Origin of the sequence: Nonomuraea sp. ZG12 (genome assembly GCF_052068115.1) — a bacterium.
In the GTDB taxonomy this organism is placed as follows: Bacteria; Actinomycetota; Actinomycetes; order Streptosporangiales; family Streptosporangiaceae; genus Nonomuraea.
Window position 1 is genome coordinate 58,430 of record NZ_JBQHCW010000023.1, and the last position, 14,402, is coordinate 72,831.

The 14,402-nt window shown below is 69.7% G+C and carries 15 protein-coding genes; 6 read left to right on the forward strand and 9 right to left on the reverse strand.

All coding sequences use genetic code 11. From position 1 onward, the window contains the following. Positions 1 to 133 precede the first annotated feature (133 nt). From ACTMTF_RS38865 to ACTMTF_RS38880, 4 genes are all read left to right on the forward strand, one after another. Positions 134 to 862: a dienelactone hydrolase family protein gene (locus ACTMTF_RS38865; protein ID WP_441115135.1), complete on the forward strand. Its 729-nt coding sequence runs from the start codon at positions 134 to 136 to the stop codon at positions 860 to 862. 105 nt (positions 863 to 967) lie between these two features. Further along, entirely contained in the window at positions 968 to 1,432 is a 465-nt protein-coding gene (locus ACTMTF_RS38870; RefSeq protein ID WP_441115136.1) for a VanZ family protein, read from the forward strand. Between the two features lie 151 nt (positions 1,433 to 1,583). Further along, positions 1,584 to 2,336 carry a GntR family transcriptional regulator gene (locus ACTMTF_RS38875; protein WP_441115137.1) on the forward strand — a complete coding sequence of 251 codons (753 nt, stop codon included), beginning with the start codon at positions 1,584 to 1,586 and terminating at the stop codon, positions 2,334 to 2,336. A 114-nt stretch (positions 2,337 to 2,450) separates the two neighbouring features. Then, positions 2,451 to 2,693, forward strand: a complete 243-nt coding sequence (locus tag ACTMTF_RS38880) for a hypothetical protein (protein ID WP_397014068.1) — start codon at positions 2,451 to 2,453, stop codon at positions 2,691 to 2,693. Positions 2,694 to 2,920: 227 nt separating this feature from the next. Here ACTMTF_RS38880 and ACTMTF_RS38885 read toward each other — a convergent pair whose 3' ends face one another. Continuing rightward, positions 2,921 to 4,009: a hypothetical protein gene (locus ACTMTF_RS38885; protein WP_441115138.1), complete on the reverse strand. Its 1,089-nt coding sequence runs from the start codon at positions 4,007 to 4,009 to the stop codon at positions 2,921 to 2,923. 150 nt (positions 4,010 to 4,159) lie between these two features. Here ACTMTF_RS38885 and ACTMTF_RS38890 point away from each other — a divergent pair, with 150 nt between their 5' ends. Further along, entirely contained in the window at positions 4,160 to 4,681 is a 522-nt protein-coding gene (locus tag ACTMTF_RS38890; protein ID WP_441115139.1) for a gamma carbonic anhydrase family protein, read from the forward strand. Here the strand turns inward: ACTMTF_RS38890 and ACTMTF_RS38895 are convergent. Further along, positions 4,653 to 5,555 (reverse strand): hypothetical protein, encoded by a 903-nt coding sequence (locus ACTMTF_RS38895; RefSeq protein ID WP_441115140.1) that lies wholly within the window; start codon positions 5,553 to 5,555, stop codon positions 4,653 to 4,655. The two genes, ACTMTF_RS38890 and ACTMTF_RS38895, sit on opposite strands and share 29 nt — an antisense overlap. 53 nt (positions 5,556 to 5,608) lie before the next feature. Between ACTMTF_RS38895 and ACTMTF_RS38900 the strand changes: the two genes are divergently transcribed. Then, positions 5,609 to 7,057, forward strand: a complete 1,449-nt coding sequence (locus ACTMTF_RS38900; protein ID WP_441115141.1) for a hypothetical protein — start codon at positions 5,609 to 5,611, stop codon at positions 7,055 to 7,057. A gap of 572 nt (positions 7,058 to 7,629) precedes the next feature. Here ACTMTF_RS38900 and ACTMTF_RS38905 read toward each other — a convergent pair. From ACTMTF_RS38905 to ACTMTF_RS38935, 7 genes are all read right to left on the reverse strand, one after another. Continuing rightward, positions 7,630 to 7,911 (reverse strand): metal-sensitive transcriptional regulator, encoded by a 282-nt coding sequence (locus tag ACTMTF_RS38905; RefSeq protein ID WP_397014058.1) that lies wholly within the window; start codon positions 7,909 to 7,911, stop codon positions 7,630 to 7,632. A gap of 29 nt (positions 7,912 to 7,940) precedes the next feature. Continuing rightward, on the reverse strand, positions 7,941 to 9,008 hold the full coding sequence (locus ACTMTF_RS38910) for a glycosyltransferase (RefSeq protein WP_441115142.1): 1,068 nt from the start codon (positions 9,006 to 9,008) through the stop codon (positions 7,941 to 7,943). Next, positions 9,005 to 9,799 carry a hypothetical protein gene (locus ACTMTF_RS38915; RefSeq protein ID WP_441115143.1) on the reverse strand — a complete coding sequence of 265 codons (795 nt, stop codon included), beginning with the start codon at positions 9,797 to 9,799 and terminating at the stop codon, positions 9,005 to 9,007. The genes ACTMTF_RS38910 and ACTMTF_RS38915 overlap by 4 nt, the downstream gene beginning before the upstream one ends. A 149-nt stretch (positions 9,800 to 9,948) precedes the next feature. After that, a complete protein-coding gene (locus ACTMTF_RS38920; RefSeq protein WP_441115195.1) occupies positions 9,949 to 12,039 on the reverse strand; it encodes a (Fe-S)-binding protein in 2,091 nt (696 codons plus the stop codon). Between the two features lie 160 nt (positions 12,040 to 12,199). After that, entirely contained in the window at positions 12,200 to 12,781 is a 582-nt protein-coding gene (locus ACTMTF_RS38925) for a TetR/AcrR family transcriptional regulator (protein ID WP_397014052.1), read from the reverse strand. Then, complete coding sequence (locus tag ACTMTF_RS38930) at positions 12,778 to 13,551, reverse strand: class I SAM-dependent methyltransferase (RefSeq protein WP_441115144.1); 774 nt, start codon at positions 13,549 to 13,551, stop codon at positions 12,778 to 12,780. The genes ACTMTF_RS38925 and ACTMTF_RS38930 overlap by 4 nt, the downstream gene beginning before the upstream one ends. Next, a complete protein-coding gene (locus ACTMTF_RS38935; RefSeq protein WP_397014048.1) occupies positions 13,548 to 14,357 on the reverse strand; it encodes a sugar phosphate isomerase/epimerase family protein in 810 nt (269 codons plus the stop codon). Before ACTMTF_RS38935 ends, ACTMTF_RS38930 begins: the two co-directional genes overlap by 4 nt. Between the last annotated feature and the right edge of the window lie 45 nt (positions 14,358 to 14,402).

Consider the following 14,402-nt stretch of genomic DNA (forward strand, 5'->3'; position numbering starts at 1 on the left):
CGCCTGCGACCGTTCATCGTGCATCGGGTTGCTCCCGTTCGATCGTGATCGTGTCTGTCATCGTCTCTCTCCAGTGCGCGCCGCGCCATGCCGCTCACACGCGACTCGGTCCTCAGTCGCCATGCTGGAGAGCATGCGCACTCGTATCGACGAAGTCACGGCACATGACGGTTCCTTCGACGTCCACCTCTGGCTGCCGGACGCCGGCCGCGGCCCCGGGATCCTGCTCATCCAGGAGATCTTCGGCGTGGGCGGGCACATCAGGGGGGTCGCCGGGCGGCTCGCGGCGCACGGTTACGTCGTGGCCGCGCCCGACCTCTTCTGGCGCCTGCGGCCGGGCTGGCAGGCCGAGCCCGACGAGGCGGGGGTGGCGGCCTCGCTCCGGCTCTCCTCCGGTTTCGACTTCCCGCAGGGGGTGGCCGACTGCGCGCTCACCATGGCCCACCTGCGCGGGCTCGCCGAGGTCACGGGCGGGACGGGCTCGCTCGGGTTCTGCCTGGGCGGCTCGATCGCCTTCATGCTGGCCACGCAGATCGAGCAGGACGCCGTGCTGTCGTTCTACGGCTCGGCCGTGCCCGACGCCGCCGGGCTGATGGAACGGATCGGCTCACCGCTCCTGCTGGTCTTCGGCGGCAGCGACCCGTACATCCCGCGTGAGCGGGTCGCCGTGGTGGAGCGCGCAGCGGAAGGCAGGCCGAACGTGCGCACGCACGTCGAGGAGGAGGCCGGGCACGCATTCCACAACGAGGCGCCGATGTTCCACCACCCGGCGGCGGCCGAGCGGGCCTGGGAGGTGGCGACGGCCTTCCTGGCCGAGCATCTGCCCGCACCGCCGCCTGTCCGCGGAGACAGCTTCCCGTAGCCCTACCGGAGCCGAGATCATGGGCTGGTGACGCGGACGTGGGAATTATGGGGAAACGTCATTATTGCTGCGGTCTTTGCGGCTCTTGTGGGCATCCTGGCAATCTTGCTGCTCGCCCGCCACCGAGCCGGCCGCGGCCACCCCGCCGCGGTGCGCACCGCCCTGGCCGACGTCGGGATCGTGGTCGGCACCGCCCCCTGGATCTGGATGATCCTCACCCCGGGCAGCGGCCAGGAAGGCGTCAGCCTGCGCCCTCTCCAGGACCTCGGCTGGCTCGCGACCGAACCCTCGCAGACCGCGCTCGTGCAGGTCGGGGGCAATCTGCTGGTGTTCGCCGCCCTCGGCGCGCTGCTGCCGGTCCGCAGCCCGCGCTGGGCGAGCGCGGCCCGCGTCGCCGCCGTCGCGGCCACCGCCTCGATCGTCCTGGAGACTCTCCAGTACGTCCTGCGCCTCGGCCGGTTCTCGTCCGTGGACGACGTGCTGATCAACACCATGGGTGCCGTGCTGGCGGCGTTGGTTACTCGCCGCTGGTGGGCGAGACGGATACCGGTCGGCAACCGGGCATGGTAGCGGTCGGCAGAAAATCCGGGCTTCTCGACACACGGGCACACACCTCTCAAAAGAAGCTCGGGACCAACCTCCGCATCTGTGCGATCGTGGACAAGACGGGGCAAGTTCTCTGGAGACGCCAAACGCGCTTGGTGACAGAGGGTGATCATCTGTGTCTGAATCCCCGGTACCCCACGAGCCCCCCATCTATCGACGCATCGCCGACAGCCTCCGGTCCCGGATCCTGTCCGGCGAACTGCGTGACGGGGACCGGCTACCGGGCGAGAACACGCTCATGGCCGACTACGCGGTCGCACGGGCCACCGCCAGGCAGGCGCTCAGCGTCCTGATCAACGAGGGGCTGGCGGTGCCGAAGCGAGGCTCGGGGGTCTACGTGCGACTGTTCAAGCCGATCCGCAGGCACGGCTCCCGCCGCCTCGCACGTACACAGTGGGGCCAGGGACGCTCGATCTGGGACGCCGACACGCGCGGCCGCCCCTTCACCGTGGACGAGGTGGAGGTGGTCCGCGAGCAGGCCTCCGAGGCCGTCGCCGGCGTGCTGGACAGCAGTGAGGTCTGGGTACGCAGGCGGCGCTACTCCGTCGACGCCCGGCCCGTCCAGCTCTCCACCTCCTACTTCCCCGCCGGCCCGGTCGAAGGCAGCGCGATCACGGCCGTCGAGACCGGGCCCGGCGGCGTCTACGCCCGGCTGAGCGACCTCGGCCTGCCACCGGCCCACTTCACCGAGGAGGTGCGGGCCCGCATGCCCGGCCCCCGTGAGAGCACCCTGCTCGGCCTGCCGGGCGGCACCCCGGTCATCGTCATCGACCGCACCGCCTACACCGCCGGGGGCGTTCCCATCGAGCTCAACGAGATGGTCCTGGACGCCGCCGCCTACGTCCTGCAGTACGACTTCGACGCCTGAGCCGGACCAAAGCAAGGGTGACCTGTCCTCCACGATCATTGACGTCTCTAGAGAAGTGGCGCACCTTCGTAAGAGATGGAACCTCGCACAGGGGCCCCTCGGAGGGTTGACCAGATGGCCTTTGACCGGCATCTAGCCGAAATAGCCCGAGAGCACCCCAAATGGACCATCTGGCGGAGCGACGCCGGACGGTGGTGGGCCACCCGCCACCATCCGCTCGACGACGAACAGCGGGCCGCCGGCTGTGCGATGACCATCGACGCGGACGACCCGGACGACCTGCGCAAGCAGCTCCGGGACCAGGAGAGGCGGACCGGCGGCGGGCCGGAGTGGGGAGCCGGCCCGCCACCTCCGTAGGACAGGCGCTGGACCGTTCCCCGGTCCACGCCCACAAGCAGCCCGGTGCCGGGTTCAGCAATCGGCGGCTCCGGCACCGGGCCACCAACGGATCACCCCAGGGGACGCGTACGTGGAAGCCTCCGACCCGATCGGGGGCGGAGGCTTCCACCCGACGGCCTGCCTTCCCCCGTCGCCGGAAAGCGAGAGGGCCCCGCCGGACGGCGGGGCCTCTCCTGTCTGAACGGTTACGGGCGCAGCTGCAAGCGGCCGATGTTCACGTCCGTGTCCTCGGCGGAGACGCGGCCCTCGGCCGTCGCCTCCTGCGGGCGGTCGTCGCCCCGCTCCTGGCGCTGCTCCTGCCCCCGCTCCTGGCGCTGTTCCTGCGGCTGGTCCGCGACCTCGACGATGACCCGCACGTCGTCCTGCGGCGTGGACGTCAGGGACTTGGCCGTGTCCGGCACCAGCGCGCCCGCCGCGGACTCGTCGCGCATGAGGTCGCTCAGCACGGTGCTGACCTCGTTCAGCCTCCGCACGACCTCGCTGTGCGTGTTGGTCAGGTACTCCACCCGGCGGCCGGCGTGCTCGTCCAGCGAGGCCACCCGCTGCTCCGCCGCCGCCAGCGCCGACTCGGCCTCCTCACGGGCGGACACGACCGTACGCTCGGCCTCGCCCCGCGCGCTGGAGAGGGTCTGCTCCGACTCGGCACGGGCCTGCGCCACCATCTGCTCGGCCTCGGACGTGGCGGTCGAGACCAGCCGCTCCGCCTCGCTGGTGGCCGAGGAGACCAGCCGCTCGGCCTCCGCGTGCGCCTCGCGCAGCATGGTCTCCGACTCCATGCGGGCGGCGTTGCGCGCCTCCTCGGCGTCGGAGCCGGCCTGCGCCAGCATGCGCTCGGCCGCCTCCGTGGCCTCGCTCACCCGCCGCTCGGCCTCCGCCTGAGCGGACGTGAGGATCTTGTCCGCGGTCTCGCGCGCGGAGGCCATGAGCCGCTCGGACTCGTTCCTCGCGGACTCACGCAGGGCGGAGGTCTCCGCCTCCGCCTCCTCGCGCATCGCCGAGGCCTCTTCCTGGCCGAGCTTGAGTATCTGCTCCAGGCGGGTGCTCGGATTGAAGTTCGTCGGCACCTCGGCTATCTGCCGTCTGGCCTCCGCCAGCTCGATCCGGCCCTGCTCGGCCTGGTCGATCGCCCGTGCCAGCCGCTCTTCCAGGTCCCTGACTTGGTTACGGGTACGGATCATGTAGTCGTGGACCTGGCGGCGGTTGTAGCCGCGCATCACGACCTCGAAGGTGTCGTCTTGCATCAGATCGGGAATGCTCTCGTGCCGGTTTGTCATGGGGGTTACCTAAGGGTTTGCGTGAGGCGGTGGAAGAAAATTGCGGGTTGTGAGGGTCTGACGACGAGACGTCAAGATTCGACTTTCCTGCCATCTGCCCACGTCCGCAACCGGAACGCCAGACCCAGGGCGGGAATTACGATGTGGCAGATGTACATCGCTGCATTGGACAACGGGGCAATCCCGGACATTCATCCCGAGGCTTACGTGGCCCCCGGAGCCGTCGTGGTGGGCAGGGTCTCGGTGGGCCGGGCGTCCAGCATCTGGTACGGCTCCGTTCTCAGGGGGGACGACGAGCGGATCGAGGTGGGGGAGGAGTGCAACGTACAGGATCTGTGCTGCCTGCACTCCGACCCGGGTGAGCCCGCGATCCTGGAGTCGCGGGTCAGCCTGGGCCACAAGGCCATGGTGCACGGCGCCCACGTCGAGACGGGCTCGCTGATCGGCATCGGCGCGATCGTGCTCGGCGGCGCGCGCGTCGGCGCGGGCACCCTGGTCGCCGCCGGAGCCCTGATCGCCCCGGGGAAGCGCATCCCGGCCGGAGTGCTGGTCGCCGGGGTGCCCGGCAAGATCGTGCGCGAGCTCACCGACGACGACCGGGCCTCCTTCGCCGGCACACCGGACAGCTACCAGGCCAAGGCGATCAGACACCGGCAGGCGTCACCAATTTGATCAGCACCTCGTCCGACACCGAGGCGGTGTTGAGCGGGTCGGCGTAATCGGGCAGTTCGGGCCGGAGGAACCTGACGAAGTCCACGGTCATCTTCAGATCCGGCAGCCCTCTGACCTGCTTGGCATTGCCCTTGGTGGCGTCCTTCTTGAGCGTGCTGTAGCTGTCCCAGTCGGTGTAGGCGGCGACACCCCACTGCAGCACCTCGGGAAACTCCGACTCCCAGCGACTGCCGAGCTTCCAGGTGCCGCCGTCCTCCTTGTACAGGGCGACGGCGACCCTGCCGACCCTGGCCAGGACGAGGTCCATCCACTCGGAGGTGACGGCTGACTCCTGGGGCTTGGAGCTGCCCTTCCTGGTGATCTTCACCTCAAGCCGGCCGGTCTTGTCGGTCGTGCCGGTCGCGATGGCCATCCAGTGGGGGGCGGCGTAGGTGCCGGGCTCCCTGGCCATCAGGCCGCCGAGGGAGAACTTACGCTTGGGCGCGCCGCCCTTCTTGCCCTCGACCTTGACCCTGGCGTGCATGACGATGTCCCCGGCGAGATCCTGGTAGACGAACGGGCCACGGAAGCCGTCGAACCACGCCGAAGTCTTGGGCTCCAGGTACATCGAGCCCTTGGCGGTCTTGTTCACGTCCAGCTTGGCGATCCGGTCCACGTCCTTCTCCGTGGCGCTGAGCTTCTTCCACATGGACAGGTCGGTGGCGGCGTCGAACTCGGTGGAGGCGCCGCCCACCTCGCCTCCGGGGTCGGGCGGCGTGGCCGCGGCCAGGGTCAGCACGCCGGCCACGTCGGGCGGCGGCTTGAGCGGCGCCGTCGTCCCGCATCCTGCGAGTAAGCCCACGAGCGCCACCATCCACGCCTTTTTCACCCTCATGGCGAACATTCTGCCGTGTTATGCCCATGGCCGATCCGAGTACGCCCAGTACGATGGCCGCCGTGCGCCCTTGGAACGCGTTCACCGCCGCCGAGGCGGAGGTCCGCTCGATGGTCGCCGACGCACGCTGGCAGACGCTGCCCGAGCCTGATCGCGCCCATGCCATCGCCGCCAGGACCCTGGTGACGCGCGACGGCGACCGGTGGGTGTTCGGCGCCCACGCGCGCTGGCACCTGCACGATCCGGCCGACGGCCGCTGGCACCTCGCCCCGCCGCCCCGGCGCCTGCGGGCCCGGCAGGTGGGGCACCACGCGACGGCGCTGCCCTCCGGCGTCGTCCCCAGCGGGCCGGACTTCATCGCCGAGCCCGGCTCCACGCAGGCGTTCGTCGGCCCTGATGTGCCCGTCAAGCTGTGCGAGCAGATACGGGAACTGCTGCGCGCCAACTGCCGCAAGTCCGAGCTGGACTATCCGCTCACCGCCTTCGGCGAGATCTTCGCCCGAGACGTGCCGAGCACGGTCGCCGCGGTGTGGGGCACCATCATGTGGTGCGCCTACGCGCCCGCCTTCGACGGCAACGAGCGGCTGCTCACCATCTTCGGCGAGTTCCTGCGCAGGCCGCTGCCGGGCGACGAGTGGGTGCGCTGGCTGCCCGCCCCGCCGCTGATTGACCTGGTCACCCTCGTCGCCGAGCGCCGGCGCGCCGGTCATCCGCGCACCGCGCTGCGCCTGGCCGCGCTGATCGGCGACACCGCGCACATCCTGCTGTCGGACATCCGCTTCAGGCCGCGCGCCCTCGCGTTGCTGACGATGGTCGAGCCCGTGCTCAAGCGGCCGGGGCTGGACGACGAGGCGGCCCTGCGGGACGACCACGCCCTGCGCCAGGCGTGGCTGCGGCGCTGCCCTCAGCGGCTCGCCAGAGCGGTGCTGGTGGAGACCGACCCCGGGGCCCATCTGTCGCACACCGTCTACGACCTGGTCGAGGCGCTGGCCTTCGCGCCCGATCCGCCGCGCGCCGCCGCCGTCTACCTGGCCGACCTGTCGGACTCCCGGGGCATGCTGCCCGCCCGGCTCGACCACCGGCTCAGGCACGCTTACGACGAGCTGCGCCGCGCGGGGCTCACCAGCACCTCGGCGAGCGAGCGGACCGAGCCTGACGGCTTCGCGGTGATGACTCCGGATGTACGGCCCGGCGCGCGCACGGGCCCACGACCGATGCCGCGCGACTCGCGTACAGGATCGGGCGCTGGTGCGGGAGACAGGGGCGAGCGCGCCGCGGGCGGCCGCCACGAGACGGGGGCCGGGGTCCGGGTGGAGACGGGGGTCGGGGTCCGGGTGATGCCGCCTGATCGGGCCGGGGCGGCGGCGGTGCTCGGCGCGGCGTACGCGGTCGGGCTGGCATGGAGCCGGGTTTCCGGGGCACGGGTGCCGGAGCGCGGGTTCGCGGGGTCTGTGCCGCTGGTGCACAGGCTTATCCATGAACGTGACGACAGTCCCATCTAAACCACTAATACCGTTATTTCACCGTAACTCCGGCTATATCGTTCTAACACTTCAGCAACGGGCCATTCGCTGAATTGTGATCTCGGAATCGGGAAATGATCCTCATGGGGACCAGGTGACGACGGAAGGAATGACTCCGATGGGCCATGTCGCCGGAAGGTCCCGCGCCGTAACCTCGATGTGGGTGTGGGCTGCGGAAGGAAGGACGACGCGGTGGGGCACAATGACCTGGACTCTCGGGTCCACGACCGTGTCGCGTTGGACGAGATTGCGCTTTACGCCGAGGTGCTCACCGCTGTAGCAGTAAGCGAGCGGCGGTTGACCTTGGACGAGCTCGACGACGCGCTCGGATTGCGGACTTCGGCGAGCCGCTGAAGACGATCACTAGACCTGTCCCGGACTCCTCAGGGGTCCGGGACAATGGTTGCCGGGAGTGGTTCGGCATAACTAGTCAATCGCGTGATCAAGCTCCCGCGAATCCACTCCACCACTCCCCTACGCGTCCTTTACGCGACCTTTGCCTGACACCCTGAGGGCCAGACACCACGGCCTGACACCACGAGGGCCTGACGCTACGAGCGGACGAGGCGCGCGATGGCGGCCGAGGCCTCCTTGACCTTCGCGTCGGCCTCCGGCCCGCCGGTGGCGATGGCGTCGGCCACGCAGTGGGAGATGTGATCCTCCAGCAGCCCGAGCGCCACCGCCTGCAGCGCCCTGGTGGCCGCGGAGACCTGGGTGAGCACGTCGATGCAGTAGGCGTCGTCGTCGACCATCCGCTGCAAGCCCCTGATCTGGCCCTCGATCCGCCTGAGCCGCGTCAGATAGGCCTGCTTGTCTCCGCTGTACCCATGCATGGTCCTAAGGTACCCGCTGCCGGTATCGCTCACCTGAGGTCGGCGATCAGCTTCTCCCACTGCTCGCCCACCTCGTCGGCCGCGTGCCGGATCGCGGTGTCGAGCGCGCCCGCCGCCAGGGAGCGACGCCTGCGCTCGTCGTCGATCAGCGCCAGCAGCGCCGCCGCGAACAGTTCGAGCTCCACGCCGCCTTCCGGCACGAGCACGCCGTTGTAACCGGTCGCGACGTACTCCGCCGGTCCTCTGGCGCCCTCGTAGGCCACCACCGGCACCCCGCAGCCCATGGCCTCCAGGACGGTCATGCCGAGGTCCGCGCTGCGCGAGGTGTTGGCCACGATCGACGACTTGGCGAACTCCCCGGCCAGGTCGGGGGTGGTGCCCATGAAGTAGACGTGGTTGTGCAGGTCCAGCTCGGCGACCAGGGCGCGCAGCCGCCGCTCCTCCGAGCCGCCGCCGTAGAGCCTCAGGCGCCAGTCGGGCCGCTTGTCCGCCACGATCGCGAAGGCCCTGATCAGGCGGTCGTAGGCCTTCGCCGGCACCCATCTGCCGCCCGCCGCCACGATCCGGTTGTCCATCCGCGAGCGCGGCCAGGGGGCGCTGGGGAGGGCGTCGGGCACGGCGTGCACGGCCGGGCCGCCGTCGAGCAGCCTGGTCCACTCCTCCTGCGCCGCCTCGGTGGCTGTGACGACCGCGTCGAGCCGGGGGTAGAGCCTCTTGACCGGTCCGGGCACGGCCGGGCGGCCCCACTCACGGGCGAGCCGCAGCACCTCGCGGGGGGCGTGCCTGGCCGACTGGACACTCAAACCTGGCCTGGTGGTGATGAGGACGTCACACTTCAGGTTCCGCAGCACCCGCCACAGCGCCACCTCGGTGCGCACCTGCCCCTTGGGGAACAGGTGGCGGACGCCGGGCCTGATGTCGATGACCGTGCGCATGGCGACGTTCGGCCCGACGGGGAAGAACGGCTTCTCCTTCGGCCGCCTGAGGCTGATCACCTCGACCTCGTGCCGCTGGGAGAGCGCCGTGGCGAGGTTCAGGGTGGAGCGCACGTCGCCGCGCATGCCGTACGCCGAGGAGAGCAGCAGGCTGATCTTCACCCGCCCACCTCGATGCGCAGCTCGTCGTCGGCGGTGTAGGAGGGTCTGATGGGCACGCCGTCGACCCTGGCCGACGGGTAGTGCAGCCGGCGGCGCTTGCCGTCCACGTCGTCCAGCCAGCCGCCGAGACGCAGCGGCGCGGGCACCCCGTCCACCTCCAGCGACGGCTCCCAGGTGCCGGACGCCTCCGGGTCGGCCGCGAGCACGTCCACCAGCGAGACCGCGGCGTGGAAGCGCACGCCCTGCACGGTCGCGTTGGACGTGACCTGCGCGCCCGTCTGTCTGCGGTGCAGCGACAGCACGGCCTCGTGGCGCGAGTCGTCGTCGTCGAGCCCGGTGTAGGCCAGCAGGCCCGTCACCTCGAAACGGCCCTCCCTGAACCAGATCGCCCGGACCTCCGCCACCGGATCGGCCTCGTCGATCTTGAGCGCGAGGTAGCCGTTGCGGGTGCGGTAGGAACGGTAGGACAGGGTGCGTTTGCACAGGGCGTAGGCGTCGAGGTGGTCGAGCGAGAAGCCCGGGTCGATGGTGCGCAGCCGCACCCGCTTACCGCCCCGGCGCAGGTAGGCGTCCCAGCGCCCGGCGCTGAGCAGCAGCGGCGCGAGCGACACGGCCAGCGTGGCCTCGCGGGCGACCGCCCCCGGCGTGCCGAGCAGCACCCCGCGCTCGACCCCCGAGGTGCGGTGCCTGAGCACCAGCTCGGTCCCGCTGCGCAGTGGCTCCTGCATGGCCAGCCTCAAGGAGAGTACGTCCGCCAGGGTGACTTCCGCGTCTGTGACAACGACGCTCATCACGAGCCCCCCTCCCCGTCGAATAGAGCCATGCGACGTTGAGGTTACCGTGATTTTCCCGTTATGTGGATGGCAGATTTCCTGCCGTGGACCCTCTTGACGTACGGAACTTCTCCACAGGACCTGTGGAGAAGTCCGACTTTCTTCCGTCAGGAAGGGCTCTTGACCGATTTGATCAGAAGCTGGGCGACGTCCACGACCTCCAGCGACTGCTTGGCCTCGCCGGTGCCCTTCTTCTCGTTGATCGCGTCACCGAGCATCACCATGCAGAACGGGCAGGCGGTGGAGACCGTGTCCGGATCGGTGGTCAGCGCCTCGTCCACCCGCTCGGTGTTGATGCGCTTGCCGATGCGCTCCTCCATCCACATGCGCGCGCCGCCGGCGCCGCAGCAGAAGCCGCGGTCCTTGTGCCGGTGCATCTCCTGGGTCTGCACCCCGGGCACCTTGGACATGATGTCGCGGGGCTGGGAGTAGACCTTGTTGTGGCGGCCGAGGAAGCACGGGTCGTGATAGGTGATCTTCTCCTCGATCGGCGTGATCGGGGTGAGCAGCCCCTCGTCGACCAGCTTGGCCAGCAGCTGGGTGTGGTGCACGACCTCGTAGGTGCCGCCCAGCTGGGGATATTCGTTGGCCAGGGTGTTGAAGCAGTGCGGGCAGGTGGCGACGATCTTCTTGACGCCCGCTTCGTTCAGCGTCTCGATGTTCTGCTGGGCGAGCATGTTGAACAGATACTCCATCCCCAGCCGGCGGGCCGGGTCGCCGGTGCACGCCTCCATCGGGCCCAGCACCGCGAACTTCACGCCGGCGATGTGCAGCAGCTCGGCGACGGCCTTGGTGGTCTTCTTGGCCCGGTCTTCCAGCGCGCCCGCGCAGCCGACCCAGAAGAGGTATTCGGCGTCCTCGGGCATCTTCTCGTCGACCAGCTCGACCTCGAAGTCGAGCTCGGAGATCCAGTCGGCGCGCTTCGTCTCGGACATGCCCCACGGGTTGCCCTTGTTCTCCAGGTTCTTCACCATCACCCCCGCCTCCGACGGGAACGACGACTCCACCATCACCTGGTAGCGGCGCATGTCGAGGATGTGGTCGATGTGCTCGATGTCCACCGGGCACTGCTCGACGCAGGCGCCGCAGTTGGTGCAGGCCCAGAGCACGTCCGGGTGGATCACGCCGTCCTCGCCGACCAGCGGCTTCTCCAGCAGCGCCAGCACGTCGGTGCCGGCGTGCGGGTTGTCCTCGGGCTTGACCCCGGCGGCGGCCGCCATGAGGTACGGGGCGACCTTGAAGGCGTGGTCACGCTGGTCGAGGATGAGCATCTTGGGCGACAGCGGCTTGTCGGTGTTCCAGGCCGGGCACTGCGACTGGCAGCGGCCGCACTCGGTGCAGGAGTAGAAGTCGAGGAAGCCCTTCCAGGTGGTGTCCCCGATCTTGCCGCGGCCCAGCCGCTCCGGGTCCAGGTCCTCGTCCTCGAAGTCGACCGGCTTGCCGTCGACGCGCATCTCGACGGCCGCGCCCAGCGCGTCGGGCCGGCGGGAGAAGGCGATGTTGAGCGGCGCGGTGAAGATGTGCAGGTGCTTGGAGTAGACCACGATGACCAGGAACACCAGCATGAAGCCGATGTGCAGGAGCAGCGCGATCTCCTCCAGCAGCGCGCTGCGCGGCAGCACGTCGCCCAGCGGGATCGAGACGAACGCGCCCGAGGTGTAGGGGAAGTTGCCGTTGGCCGACGCGGCCGCCCTGGCCAGGAAGAGCGTCCAGATGATGTTGAAGATCATGAACAGGACGAGCCAGGCGCCGCCCAGGTGCGAGCCGGTGAAGCGGGAGTCGCGGCCCAGCGCCTTGGGCGAGTTCCGCAGCCGGATGACGGCGAAGGCGACCAGGCCGAGCAGGCAGGCGACCGCGATGAAGTCCTGCAGGAAGCCGAGCACCGCCCAGGTGCCGATGAGCGGGATGTGGAAGTCCGGCGTCCCGGTGATCGCCCCCTGGACGATCGCGCCGTACGCCTCGATGTAGACCGTCAACAGGATGAAGAACGCCCACATGACGAAGAAGTGCGCGATGCCGGACGAGGTCCACTTGAGCAGTTTCTTCTGCCCGAACACCTCGACGAGCTGCGCCTTCAGCTCGGCGCCCAGATGGGTCCTGGCATACGCGACCCGCTCGGGAGCCGGTGGACCCACTGTCGCGAGCTTGTAGAGGAACGACATCCTGCGGCCCGCGACGGCCACCGCCAGAACGGTCATCACGAGTCCGATGATGGCAACCCAGAGCACGGGGGTCCTCCCACAGACGACGTTGCTGTCAGCCTACTGACCTGGCCACTCCCCGAACTCTACTGCTGAGTAACATCCACGGGGTAACCGCGACTCACCTTACGGTCAGGACCAACTACAGAACAATGCTCTACCCGACGAAATAGCGCTGAATCGTCGGTGCCAGCAGCTCGACCAGCTCCTCCGGCTCGGCGCTCGCCATCGGCTCCAGCTTGAGCACGTAACGGGCCATGAGCACGCCGAACATCTGCGAGAAGGCCGCCTCGATCCGTAGCGGCGGCACCCCCAGCTCGGCCGCCACCCTGCTCAGCAGGGCATTGGACACGAACTCCTGGAACATCTGCGCGGCCCGCTCGTTGGTCATCGCCGACCGGATGAGCGCGATCATCGGCTCCCGCGTCTCCGGCGCGGCGGTCACCGTCAGGATCAGGGTGACCAGCCTCCGGCCGAGCTCCTCGCGCGGGCCTTCGAGCAGCGTCGGGAGCACCAGCTCAGGGGTGATCGGCAGCCGCATCGCCTCGGCGAACATCCGGTCCTTGGTGTCGAAGTAGTGGTGCACCAGGGCCGGATCGACCTTCGCCTCCCTGGCGATGCCGCGCACCGTCGCCTTGTCGAACCCCTTCTCCGCGAACACCTTCCTGGCCGCGCTGAGAATCTCCCCACGCGTGTCCGCCGAACCGGGCCTGCGCCCGGGCCGCCGCTTGACCGTCACCGGCCCACCGCCAGATAGACCCGCATCGGCACCGACAGCACGCCCTCGGGGAACTCACGCGCCAGCTCCGCCCGCTGCCGCCCGACCAGCTCGTCGGCCGCCTCCGGCGACAGCACCGCCATGAAGGAGTGGGAGCGGAGGTCGAGCAGGAAGTCCTCGATGGTGATCAGCCGGGTCCACGGGATCCAGCGCTCCCCGACCAGCTCCATCGCCGCCGCGATCGGCGGCACCGACCACTCCTCCAGCGCCTGCCCCCAGTAGCCGGGACAGCTCCGCGCCAGGCGCTCCTCGTAGGCGGCCAGCCACTCGGCCTGGGCGGCGTGGGTGAAGTTCCAGCAGCCGGCGATGGCCCCGCCGGGCCGCAGCACCCGCCGGGCCTCGGCGATGGAGGCCCCCGGGTCGAGCCAGTGCCAGGACTGGGCGTACGTCACCAGATCGGCGATCCCGCCGGCGAGGGGCAGCGCGTCTCCGTCGGCCAGCACCGCCGCGACACCACCTGCCACGTGCCCGGCAGCGCGGGAGCGCAGCCGGGCCAGCATCTCCGCGCCCGGGTCCACCGCGATGACCTGGGAGCCGCGAGCCCGCAGGGCGCGCGTCATGATGCCCGTGCCGGCGCCGACGTCCACGGCCGTGGCACCGTCGAACGCGACGCCCGACACCTCCGACAGCGCCCGGTAGAGCTCGTCGGGATAGCCGGGCCGGCCCGCGTCGTAGGCGTCGGCGACCCTGTCGAACACCCGGCCCAGCCCTCTCCTCGGCCCCACACTCATGGGGAGGCCGCCAGGTGGAGCCTGGCGAAGGCCAGACCCTCCGCCAGGTCGTCGATCCGCTCGCTGCGGCCGGTCGCCTTGCGGGTGTTGATCTCCAGCACGACCAGGCCGGTGTAACCATTGCCCGCCAGACGCTCCAGGATGGGGGCGCACGGCTGGTTGCCCCTGCCGGGCACCAGGTGCTCGTCCTTGTTGGTCACGCCCAGGCCGTCGGCCAGGTGCAGGTGCGCCAGCCGGTCGCCGAGCTTGGTGGCCATCTCCATGGCGTCCGAGCCCGACACGGCGGTGTGCGACAGGTCGAGCGTGACCTGCGGGAAATCGAAGTCGACCGGGTCCCAGCCAGGGGAGTAGGGGACCACGTCGTTGCCCCTGGCGCGCAACGGGAACATGTTCTCGACCGCGAAGGTCACGGCGGTCTCGTCGCGCATGCGCGCCAGGCCCGTCTCGAAGTCACGGGCGTAGTCGCGCTGCCATCGGAACGGCGGGTGCACCACGACGGTGGACGCGCCGAGCCGCTCGGCCGCCTTCTGGGCCTTGACCAGCTTGGCCCATGGGTCGCGCCCCCAGACCCGCTGGGTGACGAGCAGACAGGGCGCGTGGATGGCCAGGACGGGGATCTCGTAGTGATCGGAGAGCCGCTCGATCACGTCGATGTCCTGGCTCACCGGGTCGGCGCCGACCATGATCTCGACTCCGTCGTAACCCAGCCGGGCGGCCAGCTCGAACGCATCGGGAGTACGTTCCGGATATACCGAAGCAGTGGACAATGCGATCTTCGCATTGGGCACGCGGATGACATCAGCCACGCGACCCAGCCTAAGCCGGATGACCGGATATGGCGCGCCGGGCCT

Bases quoted from the DNA above. Each gene is read 5' to 3' on its own strand.
- ACTMTF_RS38915 (WP_441115143.1), bottom strand. From the start codon at position 9,799: ATGAGCGTCGTTGTCACAGACGCGGAAGTCACCCTGGCGGACGTACTC.
- ACTMTF_RS38865 (WP_441115135.1), top strand. From the start codon at position 134: ATGCGCACTCGTATCGACGAAGTCACGGCACATGACGGTTCCTTCGAC.
- ACTMTF_RS38920 (WP_441115195.1), bottom strand. From the start codon at position 12,039: ATGACCGTTCTGGCGGTGGCCGTCGCGGGCCGCAGGATGTCGTTCCTC.
- ACTMTF_RS38885 (WP_441115138.1), bottom strand. From the start codon at position 4,009: ATGACAAACCGGCACGAGAGCATTCCCGATCTGATGCAAGACGACACC.
- ACTMTF_RS38880 (WP_397014068.1), top strand. From the start codon at position 2,451: ATGGCCTTTGACCGGCATCTAGCCGAAATAGCCCGAGAGCACCCCAAA.
- ACTMTF_RS38900 (WP_441115141.1), top strand. From the start codon at position 5,609: ATGGCCGCCGTGCGCCCTTGGAACGCGTTCACCGCCGCCGAGGCGGAG.
- ACTMTF_RS38890 (WP_441115139.1), top strand. From the start codon at position 4,160: ATGTACATCGCTGCATTGGACAACGGGGCAATCCCGGACATTCATCCC.
- ACTMTF_RS38905 (WP_397014058.1), bottom strand. From the start codon at position 7,911: ATGCATGGGTACAGCGGAGACAAGCAGGCCTATCTGACGCGGCTCAGG.
- ACTMTF_RS38930 (WP_441115144.1), bottom strand. From the start codon at position 13,551: ATGAGTGTGGGGCCGAGGAGAGGGCTGGGCCGGGTGTTCGACAGGGTC.
- ACTMTF_RS38895 (WP_441115140.1), bottom strand. From the start codon at position 5,555: ATGAGGGTGAAAAAGGCGTGGATGGTGGCGCTCGTGGGCTTACTCGCA.